Genomic DNA, 21,073 nt, shown 5'->3' with positions numbered 1-21,073 from the left:
GGGCCCCGCCGGCCCGCCACCGACGACCCCGAACCGAAAGGGACCCATCCGATGGACCGAGCCCGCACCGCCCAGCGCCCCGCCTTCGAGAGCATCGACCACGTCATCGAGGCACTCGGCGGTCAGGGCTACCTGGCCGACCGGTCGACCGCGACCGTGGTCTACCTCGCCGACCGGTTGGGCAAGCCGCTGCTCATCGAGGGGCCGGCCGGTGTCGGCAAGACGGAGCTCGCCAAGGCCGTGGCCGCGGCCACCGAGGCCGAGCTCATCCGCCTGCAGTGCTACGAGGGCGTGGACGAGGCCCGTGCTCTCTACGAGTGGAACCACGCCAAGCAGATCCTGCGGATCCAGGCAGGTCAGGGCGAGGGGTGGGACTCCACGCGCGACGACGTGTTCTCCGAGGAGTTCCTCCTGTCGCGGCCGTTGCTCACCGCGATCCGGCGCAGTGAGCCCACCGTGCTGCTGGTCGACGAGGTGGACAAGGCCGACATCGAGATCGAGGGCCTGCTGCTCGAGGTCCTCAGCGACTTCGCGGTCACGATCCCCGAACTCGGGACCATCGAGGCCACCCGCAAACCGTTCGTCGTCCTCACCTCCAACGCTGCGCGCGAGCTCTCCGAGGCCCTCAAGCGCCGGTGCCTGTACCTGCACCTTGATTTCCCGACTCCGGAGCTGGAGCGGAAGATCCTCGCATCGCGGGTGCCCGAGCTGGACGACCAGCTGGCCGAGCAGCTCGTGCGCGTGGTGGGAGTGCTGCGCGCCATGGCGCTGAAGAAGGTGCCGAGTGTGTCCGAGACGATCGACTGGGGCCGCACCCTCGTCGCGCTGGGGCTGGACACGATCGACGACGAGACCGTCCTGCAGACGCTCGGCGTGGTTCTCAAGCACCAGACCGACCAGCTGCGCGCGGCCGCCGAGCTGCGGCTCAACTAGCTGATGGGTGAACAGGAGGTGGGCGCAGTGACCAAGGGGACCCCGGGCGGGATGCCCGGCCACCTCGTGGACTTCGTCGACGCCCTGCGGCGCAAGGGCATCCCCGTCGGCCCGAGCGAGGCGGTGGACGCCGCCGCGGCGATGGTGCTCATCGACCTGCTGGACCGCGCCGCGCTGCGCGAGGCGCTGGCCTCGACGATCCTGCACAAACCCACCCACCGTGGTGTGTTCGACCAGCTCTTCGACCTGTGGTTCCCGGCCGCCATCGGGGCCCACGCCCGGGGCGACGCGGTGATGCTGGAGGTGGAGATCCCGACCGACGACGACGGCAAGGTGGATCCCGAGGCCCTGAACGAGCTCATCGCCTCGCTCCTGCTCGAGGACACCGAGGAGTCGCGGGCCAGGGCCCGGGCGCTGGCGGAACTCCTGGTCGAGCAGCTCGGCTCGTACGACTCGGTGAACGGACCGCGCTACTCCGCCTACCAGGCACTGAGCCCGCTCGACACCAAGGCGATCATGCAGCGGATCCTCGACGGGCTGCTCGGCGCCGACCCCTTCGACCCGGACGGCTCCAAACGACACGCGGAGAAGACCGCCGCGGCCAACTCGGCCGCGGACCTGGTCCGCGGCTTCCTGCGGGAGGTCGCGGACGAGACGCGCCGCCGCACCGCTGAGACGGTCGGTCGCGACCGTGTCGCCCAGTACGCGGTGGGGCCCGCGGCCGAGCAGGTCGACTTCCTGCGCGCCAACGACCAGGACCTGCAGGCGCTGCGCCGCAGGGTGGGACCCCTGGCCAGGCAACTGGGCAGTCGCCTGGCGGCCCGACGGCGTCGCCACCGGCACGGTGCGATCGATATGCGCAAGACCATGCGCCGGTCCATGTCCACGGGCGGTGTGCCGGTGGAGCTGGTCCTGCGCAAGCCGAGGCCGGCGCGACCGGAACTGGTCGTGTTGTGCGACGTGTCGGGTTCGGTGGCCGGGTTCAGCCACTTCACCCTGCAGCTGGTGCACTCGCTCCGGGAGCAGTTCTCCCGCGTGCGGGTGTTCGCCTTTGTCGACACCACCGACGAGGTGACCTCGTTCTTCGAGACAGGGTCGGACCTCGGCTCCGCGATGAGCCGGATGGTCCGCGAGGCCGAGATCGTCACCTACGACGGCCACTCCGACTACGGCCACGCGCTGGAGGGATTCGCCGACAGGTACGCGCACACCCTCACCCGGACGGGGTCGCTGCTCATCCTGGGCGACGGTCGCAACAATTACCGCGATCCGTCCGTCGAGTCACTCGAGTTCGTCAGCGAGCGCGTTGGTCACACCCACTGGCTCAACCCGGAACCCAAGCGGCAGTGGGGGACCGGTGACTCGGCGGCCACGCTCTACTCCCAGTACGTGCCCATGCACGAGTGCCGCAACGTGGAGCAGCTCACGGCGGTCGTCGCGAGCCTGCTCCCCGTGTGAGGGATAGAGGCGGCGGGGCGCGGCAGACGACTGAGCCTCACCCCCGACCGATAGACTCACCGACCATGACCACGACGGGGACCACCGGCGGCGCACGGCGCCGCGTCGGAGTGATGGGCGGGACCTTCGATCCCATCCATCACGGTCACCTCGTCGCGGCCAGTGAGGTGGCACACCGGTTCGATCTCGACGACGTGGTGTTCGTCCCCACCGGCGAGCCGTGGCAGAAGCGGGGCCGCGAGGTGTCCCCGGCCGAGGACCGCTACCTGATGACCGTCATCGCCACGGCCTCCAACCCGCGCTTCTCGGTCAGTCGCGTCGACATCGACCGAGACGGACCGACCTACACGCTCGATACGCTCAAGGACCTGCTGCGCCAGCACCCGGACACCGATCTGTACTTCATCACGGGAGCCGACGCGTTGGAGAAGATCCTCACGTGGCGCGGCTGGGAGGAGATGTTCGACTTCGCCACCTTCGTCGGGGTCTCCCGGCCCGGGTTCGAACTGTCGGACACGCACCTCACCGAGATCAGGGACGGGCGCGTCCACCTGCTCGAGATCCCCGCCCTGGCCATCTCTTCCACGGAGTGCCGACGCCGCGCGGCCGAGGACGCGCCCGTGTGGTACCTCGTGCCGGACGGTGTCGTGCAGTACATAGCGAAACGTAATCTCTACCGGCCCGAGGGCTCCACCCGCCTGGACGGCACCCCCGCAGCGACGGCCCCGGTACACCGGGTGCCCGTCCCCACCGATCCCCACCCCGAGGAGAACCCCAAGTGACCGCAAGCCCCGAGGCCCTTGAGATGGCCGCCATCGCGGCCCGCGCCGCCGACGACAAGCTGGCGACCGACATCGCCGTCATCGACGTCTCCGGCCAGCTCATCATCACCGACTGCTTCGTCCTGGCGTCCGCCGATACGGAGCGGCAGGTCAACTCCGTCGTCGACGAGATCGAGGACAAGCTGCGCGAGGCCGGCCACAAGCCGCTGCGTCGTGAGGGCACGCGCGAGGGACGCTGGGCGCTGCTCGACTACAACGAGCTGGTCGTGCACGTCCAGCATGTCGACGAGCGCGACTACTACTCGCTCGACCGCCTGTGGAAGGACTGCCCGCTCGTCGAGATCGAGGGCGTCGAGACGTCGCGCCGGTCCGATGACGCCGCCGGTCGCGCCGACGATTCGCTCGCGCCGGAGGAGCCCCAGCGGGATCAGGAGCTCTGACCTACTCGGTGACCCGACGTCTCATCCTCCTGCGTCACGGCCAGACGCACTACAACGCGTCCCTGCGGATGCAGGGTCAGCTGGACACCGAGCTCAGTGAGCTGGGGGTGCGGCAGGCGCACGCCGTCGGTCGCGTGTTGGCGTCCCGTCGTCCGTGGACGATCCTGTCCTCGGACCTGCAGCGGGCGCATGAGACGGCGAGGGCGCTGGCCTCCGAGGTGGGCGTGGACGTCCGGACCGACCCGAGGCTGCGCGAGACGCACCTGGGCACCTGGCAGGGGATGAGTCACTCCGAGGTCGACGCGCAGTGGCCTGACGCCCGGGTCCACTGGCGCAGCGACCCCCAGTGGTCACCGCCGGAGGGGGAGAGCCGTCTGGACGTGGCCCGGCGGACCCGTGCGGTCGTCGACGAGCTGGTCGAGTCGTCGCCCGACTGGAGCGAGCATCCCGCCGTGATCGTCGCCCACGGCGGCGCGATCGCGGCCCTGACCGCGTCGCTGCTCGAACTGCCGGTGGAGCAGTACCCGGTGTTCAACGGACTGGGCAACACGTGCTGGGTGCAGCTGTCCGCCCACGTCCGCCCCGAGGGTGGGGCGGGGCGGGTAGCGGAACCCGGGATCGGACCCACCACCGAGGCCGCCCGAGGTGTCCTGTGGCGCCTGGATCAGTGGAACGCCGGGATCACACCTCCGGTGGACGTGTCATGACGATCCGACTGGTCACCGACTCCAGCGCGGACCTGCCGGCCGGGTGGGTCCGCGAGTTCGGCATCACGGTGGTGGGTCTGCACGTCGTGGAGGAGAACGACCGGGCGGTGTCCACGGCCGCGGTCACACCCGACGAACTGGCCGACATCTATACCGAGTTGCTCGCGGAACCCGACTGCACCGGCATCGTCTCGGTACACCTGTCCCGCGGGCTCTCGCGCACCTGGCAGTCGGCCGCCGATGCCGCGACCAGGTTCGGGGGCAGGGTCCTGGTCTCCGATTCCCGCGGAGCCGGCATGGCGTTCGGTGCGGCCGTCGCGCAGTGCGCCTGGGCGGCGCAGAACGGCCTCGGACTGTCCGCGACCTACGAACTCGCCGAGCGGCTCTGCCGGGGCGCCTCGACATACGCCGCCCTGGAGTCACTCGAGAACCTGCGCAGAGGCGGCCGGATCAGTGCGCTCGCCGCGCTCTTCGGTAGCGCCTTGTCCATGCGCCCGGTGATCGTGTTGCGGTCCGGCTCGGTCGACCTGGCAGCCAAGGCCCGCACCACCTCCAAGGCGCACGCGCGACTGCGGACCCTCCTGCGTGACGACGTGGCCCGCGGTGACGTGCTGGTGGTGGTCCACCACCACGAGGCTCGAGAACGGGCCGAGGAGATGGCCACCGAGATCCGCAAGGAGACCCAGTTCCCGGAGCGGGTCATGATCGTCGAGTTCGACGAGGTCCTCGCCTGGCACCTGGGGCCGGGAACAGTGGGGGTCTCGGTGACGGACCTGGTCGACACCGCATTCCCCATCCCTCCCCCCTCTCCACAGGTACCGGACTGACGGGCGCATTCCGGGGCGCCGCGGAGGATGTTCCGGGCTAGCTTCGCGCCATGCGAACCCAGACCCGGGCCCGGTCCGACGGCCCCGTCGACTCCCACCGGGACCCGGCGCGGGCAGCCGCCCTGCATCGGCTGACCAGTGCGCTCTCGACGCAGCGCGCGCACGGCGACCCCCCGGAGGATCGACGACCGGCCCCCGGCGGCGGTCTTCCGTCGGCGGGTGGCGAATCCGACCGGTCGGCGGCCGTGCCCTGGGCTGATCCCGGCCCTGCCGGGGACAGGCCCGAGCGGCTCCCGCCCCGGAGTGTCGATGCGGCCGCCTGGGCCGACCCGCCATGGTGGGGGCGCATCCGGTGGGCGCCCGACCGTCTCGCCGGGGTGGTGCTGGTCGTGCTCGTGCTGGGGCTCGGCGCATTCTCCGTGCACCGGCTGCTCTCGTCGGTCCCGGACGGGCCACCGGTTCCCGACCTGCCGATGGCCACGGTGGGGGAGACGGTCGCCGAGGACGGCACCACCCCCCGGGGCCCGTCGCAGCCCCCGGGGCGCGCTGGTGCGGATCCGGTGTCCGCTGACGAACCCGTCGTCGTCTCCGTCGTCGGACTGGTCGGGCGCAGCGGGCTCGTCACCCTCGCGCCGGGCGCGCGCGTCGCCGACGCGCTCGACAGTGCGGGCGGGGTCCTGGACGGCGGGGATCGCGACGGGCTCAACCTGGCACGCAAGGTCGCCGACGGGGAACAGATCCTCGTCGGGTCGGCCCCCGGGCCGGACGGGCCGAGAGGCCCGCGCAGTGACATCATCGGCCCGGGCCCAGGCGCAGGCCCAGGCCCAGGTCCGGGCCCGGGAGCGCCGGGGGCCGGCGCGCCCGGGGGAGGCGGCTCGGGCCCGGCGCCGGGTGGCGGTCTGGTCGACCTGAACACCGCTGACGCCGCAGCGCTCGAATCGCTGCCGGGAGTGGGGCCGGTGACCGCGTCATCGATCCTCGCGTGGCGAGCCGCGAACGGATCGTTCACCAGCGTGGACCAGCTGGTCGAGGTCGACGGCATCGGCCCGGCGACCCTCGCGCGGCTCCGGCCACTGGTCACGGTGTGACGGACCGGGATGGATCGTCCGAGCGGAGGACCCCGGCGGCGCGGGATCTCAGGCTGGTCATCCCGACCCTGGCGGTGTTCGCGGCGACCTGGGTGGCAGGGGCCGTTCGCCCCGCCGAGGCCGCCGCTGTCGGCGTGGTGCTGGCGGTGGCCGCCGGGGTGGCCGTGCTGTGGTCGGTCGCGATCGGAACCCGCCCCGGCCCCGGTACGCGTGCGCAGCTCGACCGCACCGCGCTGGCCGTGCTGGCGCTGGCGTGTGCGGTGGGCGCGGTTGCAGCGGGGGTCCAGGCGGCACGGGTCCACGCCCTCGCCGCGCACCCTCTGATCGAGTCGGTGGGCGGCCGGACCGGGGTACGGGCGGTGGTGACGGGTTTCGACCGGCCGGTCCGCACGGGAGGCGTGATGGTGCCGGTCCGCGTGGAGGTCACGGGGTCGGGAACCTCCGCCCGGGAAGCACAGCTGGACGTGGTGCTGCTCGCCCGGAACGGGTGGAGCGGGCTCCCGCCGGGCACCCGGGTGCAGGCCTCGGTGGCGGTCCTCGAGCCCCGCTCCGCCGGGGAACCGCCCGCACTCCGGGCGCTGTCGGCTCCCCGGGTGACGGGTCCACCGGGGTGGACCGGCCGGGTTCCGGCGGCGGTGCGGGAGAAGCTCCGGACCGTATCGGACCGGGCGCTCGAGGGAGAGGCCGCGGGCTTGCTGCCCTCGTTCGTCCTCGGCGACGAGGGAGGGGTGTCCACCGAGACCCGGGACGAGTTCCGGGCCTCCGGTCTGGCTCACCTCGCGGCGGTCTCGGGCGCGAACACCACCTACGTCGTGGGGGCGGTATTGCTCGCGGCTGCCGCCCTGGGGGTCGGTCGCCGCGGGCGCATCGTGGCCGCGGGGGTCGGACTGGCCGGGTTCGTGGCCGTGGTCGGTCCGGAGCCGGCTGTTCTCCGCGCCGCCGGAACCGGGGCCATCGGTCTGGCGGCGATGGGTGCGCACCGCACCGGCCGTCCGCTGGCCGCGCTGGGCGCGGTGGTCCTGCTCGTCGCGCTGCTCGACCCTTCCACGGCGACGGGTGCGGGCTTCGTCCTGTCGGTCTCCGCGACCGCTGCGCTGGTGGTCGCGGCCAGGCCCGTGGCGCTGCGGATGCGTCGAGCGTGGATGCCGGACACGGTCGCCGACGTCCTGGCGGTCTGCGTCGTGGCACACCTGGCGACGCTGCCGGTCTTGGCGGCCTCGGGCCTCGGCGCGGGTCCCTGGGCCCTGCCGGCGAACATCGCCGTGGCCCCCGCGGTTCCTCTGGTCACGGTGCTCGGTACGGCGGCCGCTGCACTCGGCCCGGTGTGGGAGAGCGGGGCGGTCCTGCTCGCCGCGGCGTGCGCGCCGGCGCTGTGGTGGCTCGACACGGTCGCCGGCTTCGTGGCCGGACTACCGGGCTCACCGCCGGTCACGCCCGGGTGAGCAGCTCCTGGTCGCGCACGAGGTCGAGCGACAGCGTCCGGTAGCCCTGTTCCTCGAAGAACACGGTGAGTCGGTCGTCCTCGACGCTCATGACGATCCCCGACCCCCACTCACGGTGCACCACGGCGGACTGTAGGGGGAAGTCCGCCGCGTCGTGGGTGAGGTCGACCGCGGTGCCGGCGTCGCAGGTGTCGCAGTTGCCGCACGGGTCCGCGAGCTCGTCACCGAAGTAACCGAGCAGGAACTGGCGGCGGCACCCGTCGGTCTCGGCGTATCCGCGCATCATCTCGATCCGCGACCGGTCGATCCGCTCGAACATCTCCGACGTCACCTCGGCCCGCTCGACCGCCTCCTTGGGCCGCAGGTCGTCTACGAGTTCCAATCCCTTGCGCCCCGACCCCACGACGGCCGCGGCCTCGAGGAGGTTGACCGCGCCCGTGACGCGTTTCGCGCCGACGTCGAGGGACTTCTTCAACTGGCTCAGCCGCACCGGGCCCTCCGCCCGTCGCAGGTGCTTGACGACGGCCCGGATGACCTCCTCGTCCGCGCTGTGGGACGAGAAGAAGCTGCGCAACCCCAGGTCCTCGCTGCGGTAGTGCAGCTCGATCGTCGCCGGCTCGCGGTCGCGGCCCGCCCGGCCGGCCTCCTGGTAGTAGGTGTCGAGCGAATCGGGGATGTCGGCGTGGAGGACGAATCGCACGTCCTCCTTGTCGATTCCCATCCCGAACGCGCTCGTCGCCACCACCACGTCGAGTTCGCCGGCGAGAAAGGCGCCCAGGGTGTCCTCTCGCTCTGCCGACTTCTGACCGGCGTGGTAGGCACGGACCCTCAGCGGGCGATCTGCGTCGGCCGCTCGTGCGGCGATCCGTTCCGCGTACTCCTCGGTGGACCGGCGGGTGGCGGTGTAGACCAACCCGGGGCTGTGGAGTTCGACGGCCCTGTCCACGACCGCGTCCTGCTTGGTCGCGTCCTCGACGTGCCGTCGCACCGCGAGGTGCAGCTCCGGGCGATCGAACCCGCCGGCCAGTACCAGGGCATCGGTCATGGCGAGCCGCTCGACGATCTCCTCCCGCACCGGGGTCGAGGCGGTGGCGGTGAGTGCGATGACGGTGGGCGACCCCATTCGGTGGCGGGCCACGTCGAGTCGCAGGTAGTCGGGTCGGAAGTCATGGCCCCAGGCGGAGACGCAGTGCGCCTCGTCGACCACCAGGAAGCTCGGGCCGGCCTCGAGGATCCGGTCGAGGACCTCCCGTTTGGCCAGCTGCTCGGGGGTGAGGAACACGAAGTGGACGCGCCCGGCGACGACCTCGTCCCAGGCCTCCGCCTGCTGTCGAGCGCCCATCGAGGAGTTGATCGCCAGCGATCGGGTGGGTGCGGAGTCCGCGTACGAGTTCAGCCCCTCGCACTGGTCGGACTGCAGCGCGATGAGGGGCGAGACCACGATGCACGGCCCGCCCGCCATGATCCCGGCGAGCTGGTAGATCGCCGATTTCCCGTACCCGGTCGGAAGCACCGCCACCACGTCACGGGCGCCGACCGCCGCCTGGATGGCCTCGGCCTGCAGTGGGCGCAGATCGTCCCAGCCGAAGACGCGACGCGCCACCTCGTGGGGATCGGTGGCGTCGGCCTGAGTCGTCGTCACGTGTGCGTCCTCTCGATCCACGGTCGGGCGGCCCGCGGTGGGAAGGTCCCGGGTGATCGAGAGTAGGCGCACCCGACCGGGTGATCCCACCGCACGGGCCCCCGGCGGCCCGCGGTGGCGCCGGTCGGTCGATCAGTGACCACGCGGCGGGTCGCCGTCCGATTCCAGGTCGCGGGGATGATCGACATCGCGGGGCGAGCCCGTGTCGTCGCACGGCACCTCGGCGACGAGGTGGGAGTGTTCTCGCAGGTAGTGGCGGGCGCCCGCGTCCCCGACCGCCGAGGCGATGATCCCCGGGTGGTGGGGCGCGCCGAGGAGGACCGGGTGGGCGCGGACCCCGCCGTAGGTGGCGATCGCCAGCGATGCGTCGGCGGCGAGGACCCGACGGATCGACTCCGGGCCCAGCCACGGCATGTCGACGGGCACGACCACCGCGTCCTCACCCCCGACCGCCGTGAGCCCGACACGGAGCGAGGAGCCCATGCCGGTCTCCCAGTCCGGGTTGTGCACCACCTCCGCGTCCGGAACGGCGAGTTCGACGGCGCCACTGACCACCACGACCCGCTCGCACCCGCCCGCGTGGAGGAGCCGCACGGCGCGGTCGATCAACCGGGCGCCGCGGAAGTCGACGAGTGCCTTGGGGCCGCCGAATCGTCGGCCGGCGCCCGCGGCGAGGACCACTCCGGTCATCGTCGGAGCGACACGTCGGGGGCGGCTCCGGACACCACGTTCCCGAGCCGGGGGCGCACGGCGTCGGGTGACAGGTCCACGCGTCCAGTATCCCGCCGGCGGCACCGTATCCCCGCTACGGGGTGGGCATCCCGCCGGTGACCGCGAGCGTCTCGCCGAGAACGTAGCTGGACTCGGGCGAGGCCAGGAACACGTAGGCGGGCGCGAGTTCGGTGGGCTGCCCGGCGCGACCGAGCGGGGTGGACTTGCCGAATTCGGGCAGTTCGTCCTTGGGCTGCCCGTCCGACACCTGTAGAGGAGTCCAGATGGGGCCGGGCGCCACGGCGTTGACGCGGATACCATTGGGGGCGAGCTGTTGGGCCAGCCCCTTGGTGAAGTTGTTGATCGCCGCCTTGGTGGACGCATAGTCCAGCAGGTTCGGCGGCGCCATGTAGGCCACCACCGAGGTGGTGTTGATGATCGTGGACCCTGGCCGGAGATGGCGCAGCGCGGCCCTGGTCACCCTGAACATCCCTACGATGTTGACCTCGAAGGTGTCGGTGAGCTGGTCGTCGGGCAGATCTTCGAGCGCGGGGGCGACTACCTGCTTGCCGGCGTTGTTGACGAGGATGTCGAGGCCGCCGAGCCGCTCGACGGCGGTGTCCGCGAGGCCGTCGCAGAACGCGCGGTCGGTGAGGTCTCCGGGGATGAGCGCGGCGGTGCGGCCCTCGCGTTCGATGATCTCGGCGACCGCCCGGGCGTCGGGTTCCTCGTCGGGCAGATGGTGGATGGCCACGTCGGCGCCCTCGCGCGCGAAGGCGATCGCCACGGCCGCGCCGATCCCGGAGTCGCCGCCGGTGATGAGCGCCTTGCGGCCGGTGAGCCTGCCGGTTCCGCGGTAGGAGTGTTCGCCGAGGTCCGCCTTGGGCTCGAGGTGCGCGTCCAGCCCAGGCTCGTCCTGGTGCTGGACCGGCGGTTCGATGGAGGGATAGCGGGTGACCGGGTTCTGGAACGTCAGTTGGTCCGTCGCCTCGGTGTTGGTGTCCTGATTCTCGCTCTTGACTTCCCTTCGCGTCTGCCGCGACACCGCGTATCGGGGCGGGCTCGAGCGGGTACCGCGGGGTCGGACTGCGTCGTGGCCACGAAGATACGACGCGGGCCGGGTGAGGTCGACCGGTCGCGGGCGCGGTGGTGGTGCGGGCCTGTCGGTGCGACGTGGCACGATGACGGGGACGACGGCGGTGACGCCGACGACGAGAACGACGACGAGAACGACGACGACGAGGAGCGCCCATGGCATCGGGGTCCGCACCGGCTGTGTTGCATCTGGTGTTGGGCGAGGACGAGTTCCTCACCGAACGCGCCACCACGGGCATCGTCTCGACGGTGCGGGCCTCGACCCCCACCGGGCAGGACCCGCCGGTGGTCTCCAGGCTCGGTGGGCCCGAGGTCACCGCTCCGCAGCTGTTCGAGTTGCTCTCGCCGTCCCTGTTCGGTGAGGCCCGCGTCGTGGTGATCACGGGTGCGGCGGAACTGGGCAAGGACGCCCAGTCCGCGGTCCTCGGCGCGGCCCGCGATCTGCCCCCCGAGACGGTCCTGGTCGTCCAGCACACGGGCGGTGGCCGGGCCAAGGCGCTGGTGGCGGACCTGCGCAAGGCGGGGGCCGAGGAGCACGCGGCGGGCAAGCTCACCCGACACATGGACGTGGTCGGGTTCGTCCGCGCAGAGTTCCGGACTCTCGGCGTGCGGGTCGCCCCCGAGGCGTGTGAAGCCCTGGTGGAGGCGGTGGGAACCGACCTGCGGCAATTGGCGTCGGCGTGCGGTCAACTCGTGGCCGACACCGGCGGCAAGGTCGACGTCGAGGCGGTGCGGCGCTACCACTCGGGAGTCGTGGGGGTCAGCGGCTTCACCGTGGCCGAACGCGCGGTCACCGGGGACGTGGCCGGTGCGATCGAGGCGCTTGAGTGGGCCATGCACACCGGGGTCCCGCACGTCGTGCTCGCCGATGCCCTGGCGGACGCGGTGAACTCCGTCGCCCTGGTCGGCACCCAGCGGGGAGTGCCGCCGGCGGATCTGGCCCGACAGGGCCTGCCGCCCTGGAAGGTCAAGAAGGTGACCGCCCAGACCCGGTTCTGGTCGATCGATACTCTCGGCAGCGCGTTGCAGATCGTCGCCCGGCTCAACGGCGAGGTCAAGGGACAGGCGGAGGACACGTCCTACGCGCTCGAGCGGGCCGTCCGCGCGGTCGGGTCACTGGCGTCGGCCGGCTGACCGGGCCCGTCCGTCTACCGCCGGAGGCGGGGACCACGTCGGGCCGCGCGGGCCGCACATACGACGAGGGCCCACCTCGCACGCGGTGCGGGTGGGCCCTCGGAGCCACATCACGTCAGTACGGCGGACGCGGGGCTGGGTACCTCCCGGTCAGGGGAGGAACCGGGGTTCTCAGAGGCTGTTGACGGCCTTGGTGAGCGCCGACTTCTTGTTGGCGGCCTGGTTCGGGTGGATGACACCCTTGCTGGCGGCCTTGTCGAGCTGACGCGAGGTGGCGACGAGCAGGGCGCCGGCCTTTTCCTTGTCGCCGGCCGCGGTGGCCTCACGCAGGTTGCGGATCGCGGAACGCAGGCCCGACTTGGTCGACTGGTTACGGAGGCGGTTGCGCTCGTTGGTGAGGTTCCGCTTGATCTGGGACTTGATGTTGGCCACTCGTCACACCTTTTTGTCGTGTGTCGACGGCTCCACGAGGGGATCCCGCCGATCGGATGTCTTGTCGTCTCGTCCGCGCGGACACGTGCACAACGTGCTCCGGTGGACACCGACGGCCCACTTTACCAGCGGGGGTGTCACCGGCCAAAACGTACGACGACGTTGGTGCTGCTACTGCGACGCGGCCCATTCTGCCACCCGTCGATCACTCTCCGTGTCGGAGAGATCCTCGACCCGGGTCATGACGGACCAGCGCACGCCGAACGGATCGCGGAGAGACGCGTAGCGATCACCGGAGACGAACGTCGTGGTCTCCTCGCGGATCGCCGCGCCGAGCGCGACCGCCCTGGCCACGACGCCGTCGACGTCGCTGCAGTAGAGCCCCAGCGAGTAGCAGTCGTCGTCGCCGTCGGGCATGGGGACGAGACCGTACGCTGCACCGACGCCGCCGAGCTGGAGTCGGCCGTGGCCGAAGTCGAGTTCGGCGTGGACGACGGTCCCGCCCATCTCGGTCACCCCGCAGATCGTCGCCCCGAACGCCTCGGAGTAGAAGCGGAGCGCCCCGGCGGGATCACGCAGTGCCAGGAACGGGGTCAGGCTGGTCCGTCCGTGCGGGACCCCGTCGGTCGTGTACTCGCCGGTCGCGCCGGCCGGTTCGTTCGGTGTGGTCATGGAGCCGACATTAGGAGCGTGAACCCCGTGCCGACTTGTAGATTTGCGACGGACGGTTTACTGACGGATCGGGGCACGGGATGGGTGATCTCGACGACGCGCGGGGCATTCTCTTCCCCGACGCGCTCCCGAGCTTCCATCGCCGGGAGGTGCCGGCGGGGTCGGCGCACCTGGCGCGTTGGTACTGGGTCGCGCGGTGGGACCTGCCGGACGGGATGGTGTCCACGCAGTCGGTCCTGCCGTTCCCGGCCTCGAACCTCGTCGTGGGGCCGGAGGGGATCACTCTGTCCGGGCCGACCACGGCGGCCTCCGCGCGGGAACTGGCGGGCCGGGGATGGGCGTTCGGGGTGCTGCTGCGGTCCGCGGGGCTGGCCGCGCTCGGGTTCGCCCCCGCCGGGATCGTGGACCACGAGGTCGACTTCCCCGACCCCGCCCTGGCGGCAGGGGTCGCCGAGTACATGAACGCGGGCGACAGCGGGGAGGCCGCGCGGGTGATGTCGGACTGGTGGGCCGGGGTCTCGTGTCGTGCGGAGCCGATCGCCGAGGGGGCGGGGCTCACCGACCGGATGATCGAGATCGTCGAATCGACTCCGGGGATCGTCGGGGTGGAGCATCTGGCCCGCGAGATGGGCTTGTCCACCCGGGCGCTGCAGCGGCTGGCGAAGGAGTACATCGGGCTGTCGCCGCTCCGGATCATCAGACGGTACCGACTGCAGGAGGCGGCACTGCGCCTGCGCGAGGACCCCGGGCTGACCGTTGCGCGTGTCGCCGCCGAACTCGGGTACGCCGACCAGTCGCACCTGGCGGCGGACTTCCGGTCCACCCTCGGGCTCTCGGCCCGTGACTATCGGCGCCGGCCCCAGCCCTAGTCCGCTCTGCCGGTGGTCGGCACCGGCTTTGGTCAGCGCCAGCCGTAGTCGGCGCGGAGCCGATCGGCTACCGCGTCGAACTTCGACCGCGGGCAGATCGCGCCCTCGCGTCGGATGCCCTGCTCGGGGACGTCCAGCACGCGGTCGAGGCGTACCCAGCTCGGTCGACCCTCGGAGTCCCAGGGGCCCGATCCGAGCCCGAGCCATCCCTCGTCGTCGTCCCGGGAGTCCTGCGAGGAGAGCTGGAGGCCGAGGAGACGGTCACCGTCGCGTCCCACCACCAGGACCGGCCGGTCCTTGCCGCGGCCGTCGTTCTCCTCGAACTCGACCCAGGTCCACACGATCTCGCCGGGGTCGGCCTGGCCGTCGAGGTCAGGCGTGTAGGCGATCCTGCGGGCCCGGCTCGAGGTGGGAGCCGTGACGGTGGTGGCGGGACGGCCCTCGGTGATCTTCCGGGACAGGGCGGGGGAGGCCCCACCGTCGTCCAGGCGTCGGCGCACCTCGCGCGCGACGGTCGGTCCGTACCTGCGGCCCACCCGCACCGCCGTTCGACCCACCCGGGCCCAGTCGATAGCCATGGGGATCAGGATAACGACGTACCCCCGTCCGGCCGGGATTAAGATCGGTTCTTATGGACATGGTGTGCGCGGTGGTGTGGTCAGAGGGTCCGGACGCGGTCGACGCGGACCCGGCGCGGTTGCGGTCGCGGATCGGCGAGGCCGTCGAGGGGCCGCTGGCCGCGCTCGGGGTGCAGCAGTACGTGGTCAACGTGCGTGACGAGGCGGTGGCGGGAGCCCTCATCAGCGTGCAGGTCACGGAGCGGCCCGTGCTCGCGGTGGTCCGGGCACGCGTACCGGTCGCCTCGGCGACGGCCCTGGCGGACCTGCTGGACGGCCTGCGCGCGATCGGGCCCGTCTCCGCGTGGTCGGTGACCGCGTCCGAGCCGCTGCCCGTCGCGGACCCCACGGAGGGCGAGCGGTGCGAGGGCATGGCCCAGATGGCGTTCCTGCGCCGACCGGACCGGATCGGGCGCGAGCAGTGGCTGCACACCTGGCTCGAGGAGCACACCGAGGTCGCGATCGAGACCCAGTCGACTTCCGGGTACATCCAGCACGTGGTGGTGCGGGCGCTCACCGACGACGCCCCGCAGATCGCCGCGATCGTCGAGGAGGTGTTCCCCGTCGAGGCCGCGACCGATCTCGGGGTGTTCTTCGGCGCTCCCGGTGACGACGCCCGAATGGCAGCCAACATTCAAGCCATGACCGCCTCCACCGCTCGGTTCCTCGACGAGGGCGCCGTGGACGCGATCCCCACGGGCCGGTACGTGATGGGTGTTCGCGCCACGAGCGTGTGACAATGGGGTGATCGCCCGGTCGGACCGTACCCAGCCACGCCCGGGCCCGCCCGAGGAGTGATCGAGATTCCCAACTTCGCAGAGACGACGTTCACCGATCCCGCCAGGATCAGGAACTTCTGCATCATCGCCCACATCGACCACGGCAAGTCGACGCTCGCCGACCGCATGCTGCAGCTCACCGGTGTGGTCGAGGAGCGGCTGATGCGCGCCCAGTACCTCGACCGCATGGACATCGAGCGCGAGCGCGGCATCACCATCAAGGCGCAGAACGTGCGCCTGCCGTGGGTGCCCCGTTCCGGTGCGCACGAGGGCGAGGAGATCGTCCTGCACATGATCGACACCCCGGGCCACGTGGACTTCACCTACGAGGTCTCCCGCGCGCTCGAGGCGTGTGAGGGCGCGATCCTGCTGGTCGATGCCGCGCAGGGGATCGAGGCGCAAACCCTGGCCAACCTCTATCTGGCCATGGAGAACGACCTCGAGATCATCCCCGTGCTCAACAAGATCGACCTGCCGGCCGCCGACCCGGACCGGTTCGCCGAGGAGATCTCCCACATCGTGGGGTGCGAGCCGGACGACGTGCTGCGGGTGTCGGGCAAGACCGGCATGGGCGTCGAGGCGCTGCTGGACAGGGTGTGCGAGAAGGTCCCCGCGCCGGTGGGCGATCCGGACGCCCCGGCGCGCGCGATGATCTTCGACTCGGTGTACGACACCTACCGCGGCGTCGTGACCTACGTGCGCGTGTTCGACGGCACCCTCACCCCGCGTGAGAAGGTCAAGATGATGTCGACCGGCTCGACCCACGAGGCGCTCGAGGTCGGCATCATCTCGCCGGAGCCCAAGGCCACGAAGGGGCTCGGACCGGGCGAGGTCGGCTACCTGATCACCGGCGTCAAGGACGTCCGTCAGTCCAAGGTCGGCGACACGATCACCAGCGCCCGCGGTGGGGCGGAGGAGCCGCTGGCGGGGTACGCCGAACCCAACCCGATGGTCTTCTCCGGCCTGTACCCGATCGACGGGTCCGACTACCCGGTGCTGCGTGACGCGCTCGACAAGCTGCAGCTCAACGACGCGTCGTTGGACTACGAGCCGGAGACCTCCGTCGCGCTGGGCTTCGGCTTCCGGTGCGGCTTCCTCGGACTGCTGCACATGGAGATCACCCGGGACCGGCTGGAGCGCGAGTTCAACCTCGACCTCATCTCCACCGCGCCGAACGTGGTGTACCGCGTGGTCGCGGAGGACGGCTCCGAGCACCAGGTCACCAACCCGTCGTACTGGCCCGAGGGCAAGCACCGCGAGATCTTCGAGCCGATCGTCAAGTGCACCATCATCGTCCCCAGCGAGTACGTGGGCACGGTCATGGAGCTGTGCCAGTCCAAGCGCGGCGAGATGAAGGGCATGGACTACCTGTCCGAGACCCGTGTCGAGCTGCGCTACGTCATGCCGATGGGCGAGATCATCTTCGACTTCTTCGACTCGCTGAAGTCCCGCACCAAGGGCTACGCGTCGATGGACTACGAGGAGGCCGGCGAGCAGGCGGCGGACCTGGTCAAGGTCGACATCCTGCTCCAGGGCGAGGCGGTGGACGCGTTCTCGGCGATCGTGCACCGGGACTACGCGCAGGCCTACGGCAACAAGATGACGGGCAAGCTCAAGGAGCTCATCCCGCGCCAGCAGTACGAGGTCCCGATCCAGGCGGCGATCGGCGCGAAGATCATCTCCCGTGAGAACATCCGCGCGATCCGCAAGGACGTGCTCTCCAAGTGCTACGGCGGCGACATCAGCCGTAAGCGCAAGCTGCTGGAAAAGCAGAAGGAGGGCAAGAAGCGCATGAAGTCCATCGGTCGGGTGGACGTGCCGCAGGAGGCCTTCGTCGCGGCCCTGTCGGCGGATTCGAGCGCGGACAAGAAGTAGGCCCGGCCGCCGCGCGGGTGCGATCCGCCCGGGCGGCGGGGGCTCACGTCCGCGCGCGGTGCCGGCGTACGGCGCAGCGGTTGGTGCACCGCGTCGAGCAGTAGGTCTTGCGCCCGTTTCGGGTGGTGTCGGCGAAGACGGCGTCGCAGTCGTCCGCCGCGCACCGCGCGAGCCGGTCGATCCCCCGCGAGGTCAGGTGCAGGGCGGTGCCCACCGAGAACATGGCGGTGAGCAGGCGGGCGAACGAGACGTCGTCGGCGCGGTAGTGCACGTGCCAGTGCCCGTCGTGGTCGGTGAGACGCGGCGGCGCCGAGTGTTCGGCCAGCAGGGCGTTGAGGGCGTCGGCGCGCCCGTGCGGAGCGGGGGTGTCGACGACGACGAGCCATGCGTCGAGGAAGTCGCCGACCTCCGCCAGGTCCGCGTCCGAGGCGGCCCGATCGATGGTCACCCCCGCCTCACGGCAGCGATCCACCAGTTCGCGGGTGGTGCGGGGGCGGCGATTGGCCAGGTCGGCGGCCAGGGTGACCGGATCGGCCCCGTAAGGGTTGATATACACAAACCGATTACAGCACAGTGATCGCCATGCCTTCGTCATTCGCGGCCGTCGCCGCGTCCCCCGCGGTCGGTGTGTCCGTGTGGGTGCTCGCCGCGCTGGTCCTGGCGGCGTTCGTCGCCGGCTGGGTGGACTCGGTGGTCGGCGGGGGAGGACTCATCCAGTTGCCGGCGCTCGTCATCGCGCTGCCGGCCGACGCCTCGACCCCGGAGATCCTCGGCACCAACAAGCTCTCCTCGGTCGCCGGCACCCTGGTCGCGACGCTGACCTATCTCCGGAGGATCCGCGTGCCGGTGGCGATGGTGCTCCCGCTGGTGGTGGCGGCCTTCGCGGGGTCCGCGGCCGGGTCCTCGGTGGCCCGGTTCATCCCCAAGGAGCTCCTCACGCCGATCGTCCTGGTGGCCGTCGTGGCGGTGGGCGCCTACACCTACGTCAAGCCGACCATGGGGCGGGTCCACGAGGAGCGTCACACCGGCTGGGCGCGGACCTGGCGCTCGGCGCTCATCGGCGGGGTGATCGGCTTCTACGACGGGGTGCTGGGCCCGGGAACGGGGTCGTTCTTCGTCATCGCGATCGTCGCGTTCCTCGGGTTCGGGTTCCTCCAGGGCACCGTGGCGGCCAAGCTCGCCAACCTCACCACGAACATCGCCTCGATCCTGGTGTTCGGCATCCACGGCGAGCTGTTGTGGATCATCGGTGGGTGCATGGCGGTGGCCAACCTGGCCGGGGGGTTCATCGGGGCGCGGATGGCGATGCGTCACGGCAACGAGTTCATCCGGACCGTGTTCCTCGTGGTCATCAGCATCCTGGCGGTCCGGCTGGCGTGGGACACCGCGTCACAGTGGCTGTGACGTCGGGCCGCACCGGCGGGCGTCGGCGCCTCCGAGAGCGGACGTAGACTCCCGGTATGACCCTCCCGAGCCCCGAGACCTCCCCACACCCGCTGCTCGACGAGTCGCCGTTGCCGTACGGCCTGCCGGACTTCGCGGCCGTCCGGGACGAGGATCTGGAGCCGGCCATCCGGACCGCGATCGACGACCACGCGGCCGAGGTCGCCGCGATCGTCGCCAACCCGGAGCCGCCGACGGTGGACAACACCGTGGTCGCTCTCGAGCGCTCGGGACTCGCCCTGAACCGGGTCCTGTCGGTGTTCTACGGGCTGCTCGGCCCGGACGCGACGCCCGCCCGCCTCGACGTCGACCGGGTCGTCTCGCCGCTCCTGGCCGCGCACCACTCGGCCGTGATGACGAACCCCGTCCTGTACAGCCGCGTGGAGGCCCTCCACGCGGCGCTCGAGGCGGGGGAGTTGACCGTCGACGACGAGACGGAGCGACTCGTCCGCCGGCACCACCGCGACCTGCTACGTGCGGGCGCCGCGCTCGACGATGCCGGGCGCGCCCGGCTCACCGCGATCGACACCCGGCTGGCCGAACTGACCACGGAGTTCGGCGAGAACCTGCTGGCCTCCACGACCGAGTTGGCCGTCCCCGTGACCGACGAGGCCGAACTCACGGGTCTGCCGGAGTCGATGCGGTCCACGCTCGCCGCGGCCGCCGCCGCGGCGGGGCGTGAGGGCTGGCTGATCCCGCTGGGGCTGCCCACCGTGCAGCCGATCACCGCGCTGCTGGGCCACGCGGGTCTGCGCCACCGCGTCATGGAGGCCTCCCTCGGCCGGGGCGCGACGCCGGGCCACGACAACACCCCGATCGTGCTGGAGATCGTCCGCCTGCGCGCCGAGCGCGCACGGTTGCTCGGTCTGGGGTGCCACGCGGAGCACGTCCTCGCGGTGGAGACCGCCGGGTCGCCCGAGGCGGCGCGGGGGCTGCTGCTCGACGTGGTCGACGCCGCCGTCACCAACGCCCGGAACGAGGCCAAGGACCTGCTCGGCGGCGACGATCGTGAGCTGAACCCGGCCGACTGGGCGTGGGCGTCCGAGCAGTTGCGGGCCGAGCGGTTCCAGGTGGACGACGCCACCGTCCGTCCCTACTTCGAGCTGGAGCGGGTGCTGCGGGACGGGGTGATGCACGCGGCCTCCGAGCTGTACGGGCTGCGCTTCTCCGAGCGGCCGGACCTGAGTGGGTTCCTTCCGGACGTCCGGGTGATCGAGGTCTTCGACGACGAGCGGGCCGAGCGTGACGCCGGCGTCGGCCTCCTGCTGCTGGACTACTACGCCCGCCCGACCAAGCGCGGCGGGGCGTGGATGAGCTCACTGCGCGACCAGTCCCGTCTCCTGGACTCGCGGCCGGTCGTCGTCAACGTCATGAACCTGGCCCGTCCCGCCGCGGGGCAGCCCACGCTGCTGACGATGGACGAGGTCACCACGATGTTCCACGAGTTCGGCCACGCCCTGCACGGGCTGTTGTCCGACGTGGAGTACCCCGTGTTCTCCGGCACGTCGGTACCCCGCGACTTCGTCGAGTTCCCGTCCCAGGTCAACGAGATGTGGGCGCGTCGACCGGAGATGCTCGCGCACTACGCCCACCACGTGGAGACGGGGGAGCCGATCGCCGGGGACCTCGTCGAGCGGATGCGGGAGGCCGAGCGCTTCGGTGAGGGCCAGGCCACCGTCGAGTACCTCGCCGCCGCCCTGCTGGACCTCGCGTGGCACTCGCTGTCGCCGGAGGAGGCCGAGGCCGTCACCGACGTCGACGCGTTCGAGGCCCGCGTCCTCGCCGACGCGGGGCTCGACGTGCCGGGCATCGAACCGCGCTACCGGTCCCGGTACTTCCAGCACATCTTCGCCGGTGGCTACTCCGCTGCCTACTACTCCTACTTCTGGGCCGAGGTGCTGGACGCCGACGCAGCCGAGTGGTTCGTCGAACGCGGGGGACTGCAGCGGTCCTCGGGCGAGCAGATGCGCCGGGAGGTGCTCTCCAGGGGAGGGGCCATCGACTTCCTCGACGCCTATCGTCGGATGCGGGGGGCGGAACCGAGCTCCGCCGCGCTGCTGCGTCGTCGCGGGCTCGACTCCTCGGTGGTGGGAGGCCGCGGCGCCGCCACCGCCGGGCGGTCGTAGG

General features: G+C 71.4%; 21 protein-coding genes. 14 read left to right on the top strand and 7 right to left on the bottom strand.

The genetic code is table 11. The features are described from left to right. The first annotated feature begins 51 nt into the window (after positions 1 to 51). From AC3DE3_RS08190 to AC3DE3_RS08155, 8 genes are all read left to right on the top strand, one after another. A complete protein-coding gene (locus tag AC3DE3_RS08190) occupies positions 52 to 933 on the top strand; it encodes an AAA family ATPase (protein WP_260486785.1) in 882 nt (293 codons plus the stop codon). Between the two features lie 3 nt (positions 934 to 936). Then, on the top strand, positions 937 to 2,391 hold the full coding sequence (locus AC3DE3_RS08185; protein ID WP_488369665.1) for a vWA domain-containing protein: 1,455 nt from the start codon (positions 937 to 939) through the stop codon (positions 2,389 to 2,391). Positions 2,392 to 2,456: 65 nt separating this feature from the next. After that, entirely contained in the window at positions 2,457 to 3,173 is a 717-nt protein-coding gene (gene nadD / locus AC3DE3_RS08180) for a nicotinate-nucleotide adenylyltransferase (protein WP_260486784.1), read from the top strand. Then, complete coding sequence (rsfS, locus tag AC3DE3_RS08175) at positions 3,170 to 3,613, top strand: ribosome silencing factor (protein WP_260486783.1); 444 nt, start codon at positions 3,170 to 3,172, stop codon at positions 3,611 to 3,613. The genes nadD and rsfS overlap by 4 nt, the downstream gene beginning before the upstream one ends. Positions 3,614 to 3,621: 8 nt before the next feature. Then, positions 3,622 to 4,320 (top strand): histidine phosphatase family protein, encoded by a 699-nt coding sequence (locus AC3DE3_RS08170; protein WP_260486782.1) that lies wholly within the window; start codon positions 3,622 to 3,624, stop codon positions 4,318 to 4,320. Then, positions 4,317 to 5,147: a DegV family protein gene (locus tag AC3DE3_RS08165; RefSeq protein WP_488369664.1), complete on the top strand. Its 831-nt coding sequence runs from the start codon at positions 4,317 to 4,319 to the stop codon at positions 5,145 to 5,147. The genes AC3DE3_RS08170 and AC3DE3_RS08165 overlap by 4 nt, the downstream gene beginning before the upstream one ends. A gap of 50 nt (positions 5,148 to 5,197) precedes the next feature. Further along, the gene (locus tag AC3DE3_RS08160; RefSeq protein ID WP_488369663.1) at positions 5,198 to 6,235 is read left to right on the top strand and encodes a ComEA family DNA-binding protein; all 1,038 of its coding nucleotides are present in this window, start codon (positions 5,198 to 5,200) and stop codon (positions 6,233 to 6,235) included. Beyond that, positions 6,232 to 7,677: a ComEC/Rec2 family competence protein gene (locus tag AC3DE3_RS08155; protein WP_488369662.1), complete on the top strand. Its 1,446-nt coding sequence runs from the start codon at positions 6,232 to 6,234 to the stop codon at positions 7,675 to 7,677. The genes AC3DE3_RS08160 and AC3DE3_RS08155 overlap by 4 nt, the downstream gene beginning before the upstream one ends. On the opposite strand, the gene AC3DE3_RS08150 is transcribed toward AC3DE3_RS08155, so the two are convergent. The 3 genes from AC3DE3_RS08150 to AC3DE3_RS08140 form a co-directional block, all read right to left on the bottom strand. Beyond that, positions 7,664 to 9,319: a RecQ family ATP-dependent DNA helicase gene (locus AC3DE3_RS08150; RefSeq protein WP_488369661.1), complete on the bottom strand. Its 1,656-nt coding sequence runs from the start codon at positions 9,317 to 9,319 to the stop codon at positions 7,664 to 7,666. The genes AC3DE3_RS08155 and AC3DE3_RS08150 overlap by 14 nt on opposite strands. A 132-nt stretch (positions 9,320 to 9,451) precedes the next feature. Next, a complete protein-coding gene (locus tag AC3DE3_RS08145) occupies positions 9,452 to 10,009 on the bottom strand; it encodes a nucleotidyltransferase family protein (protein ID WP_260486777.1) in 558 nt (185 codons plus the stop codon). A gap of 115 nt (positions 10,010 to 10,124) precedes the next feature. Beyond that, positions 10,125 to 11,006, bottom strand: coding sequence for an SDR family oxidoreductase (locus tag AC3DE3_RS08140; protein WP_488369826.1), 882 nt, complete (start codon positions 11,004 to 11,006; stop codon positions 10,125 to 10,127). A gap of 275 nt (positions 11,007 to 11,281) precedes the next feature. Here AC3DE3_RS08140 and holA point away from each other — a divergent pair, with 275 nt between their 5' ends. After that, entirely contained in the window at positions 11,282 to 12,259 is a 978-nt protein-coding gene (gene holA, locus AC3DE3_RS08135) for a DNA polymerase III subunit delta (RefSeq protein WP_260486775.1), read from the top strand. A 171-nt stretch (positions 12,260 to 12,430) separates the two neighbouring features. On the opposite strand, the gene rpsT is transcribed toward holA, so the two are convergent. Both rpsT and AC3DE3_RS08125 read right to left on the bottom strand, forming a co-directional pair. Next, on the bottom strand, positions 12,431 to 12,691 hold the full coding sequence (rpsT, locus tag AC3DE3_RS08130) for a 30S ribosomal protein S20 (protein ID WP_260486774.1): 261 nt from the start codon (positions 12,689 to 12,691) through the stop codon (positions 12,431 to 12,433). Between the two features lie 171 nt (positions 12,692 to 12,862). Continuing rightward, on the bottom strand, positions 12,863 to 13,363 hold the full coding sequence (locus tag AC3DE3_RS08125; RefSeq protein WP_488369660.1) for a VOC family protein: 501 nt from the start codon (positions 13,361 to 13,363) through the stop codon (positions 12,863 to 12,865). An 80-nt stretch (positions 13,364 to 13,443) separates the two neighbouring features. On the opposite strand from AC3DE3_RS08125, the gene AC3DE3_RS08120 reads away from it, so the two are divergent. Then, positions 13,444 to 14,232 (top strand): helix-turn-helix domain-containing protein, encoded by a 789-nt coding sequence (locus AC3DE3_RS08120; protein WP_488369659.1) that lies wholly within the window; start codon positions 13,444 to 13,446, stop codon positions 14,230 to 14,232. A gap of 32 nt (positions 14,233 to 14,264) precedes the next feature. Here the strand turns inward: AC3DE3_RS08120 and AC3DE3_RS08115 are convergent, their stop codons facing one another. Then, entirely contained in the window at positions 14,265 to 14,810 is a 546-nt protein-coding gene (locus AC3DE3_RS08115; protein ID WP_488369658.1) for a type II toxin-antitoxin system PemK/MazF family toxin, read from the bottom strand. 53 nt (positions 14,811 to 14,863) lie between these two features. Here AC3DE3_RS08115 and AC3DE3_RS08110 point away from each other — a divergent pair, with 53 nt between their 5' ends. Both AC3DE3_RS08110 and lepA read left to right on the top strand, forming a co-directional pair. After that, a complete protein-coding gene (locus tag AC3DE3_RS08110) occupies positions 14,864 to 15,586 on the top strand; it encodes a hypothetical protein (RefSeq protein WP_488369657.1) in 723 nt (240 codons plus the stop codon). A 57-nt stretch (positions 15,587 to 15,643) separates the two neighbouring features. Continuing rightward, positions 15,644 to 17,503, top strand: coding sequence for a translation elongation factor 4 (lepA, locus tag AC3DE3_RS08105; RefSeq protein WP_260486769.1), 1,860 nt, complete (start codon positions 15,644 to 15,646; stop codon positions 17,501 to 17,503). 43 nt (positions 17,504 to 17,546) lie between these two features. Here the strand turns inward: lepA and AC3DE3_RS08100 are convergent, their stop codons facing one another. Then, complete coding sequence (locus AC3DE3_RS08100) at positions 17,547 to 18,059, bottom strand: CGNR zinc finger domain-containing protein (RefSeq protein ID WP_260486768.1); 513 nt, start codon at positions 18,057 to 18,059, stop codon at positions 17,547 to 17,549. A gap of 26 nt (positions 18,060 to 18,085) precedes the next feature. Here AC3DE3_RS08100 and AC3DE3_RS08095 point away from each other — a divergent pair, with 26 nt between their 5' ends. Continuing rightward, the gene (locus tag AC3DE3_RS08095) at positions 18,086 to 18,907 is read left to right on the top strand and encodes a TSUP family transporter (protein ID WP_260486767.1); all 822 of its coding nucleotides are present in this window, start codon (positions 18,086 to 18,088) and stop codon (positions 18,905 to 18,907) included. A 56-nt stretch (positions 18,908 to 18,963) separates the two neighbouring features. Further along, positions 18,964 to 21,072 (top strand): M3 family metallopeptidase, encoded by a 2,109-nt coding sequence (locus tag AC3DE3_RS08090; RefSeq protein WP_260486766.1) that lies wholly within the window; start codon positions 18,964 to 18,966, stop codon positions 21,070 to 21,072. Position 21,073: the final 1 nt, after the last annotated feature.

It is taken from the genome of Dietzia sp. IBK-p2-16D, from assembly GCF_057773085.1.
The sequence above is the reverse complement of the archived record's forward strand: the minus strand, read 5'-3'. Positions and strand labels throughout refer to the sequence as shown.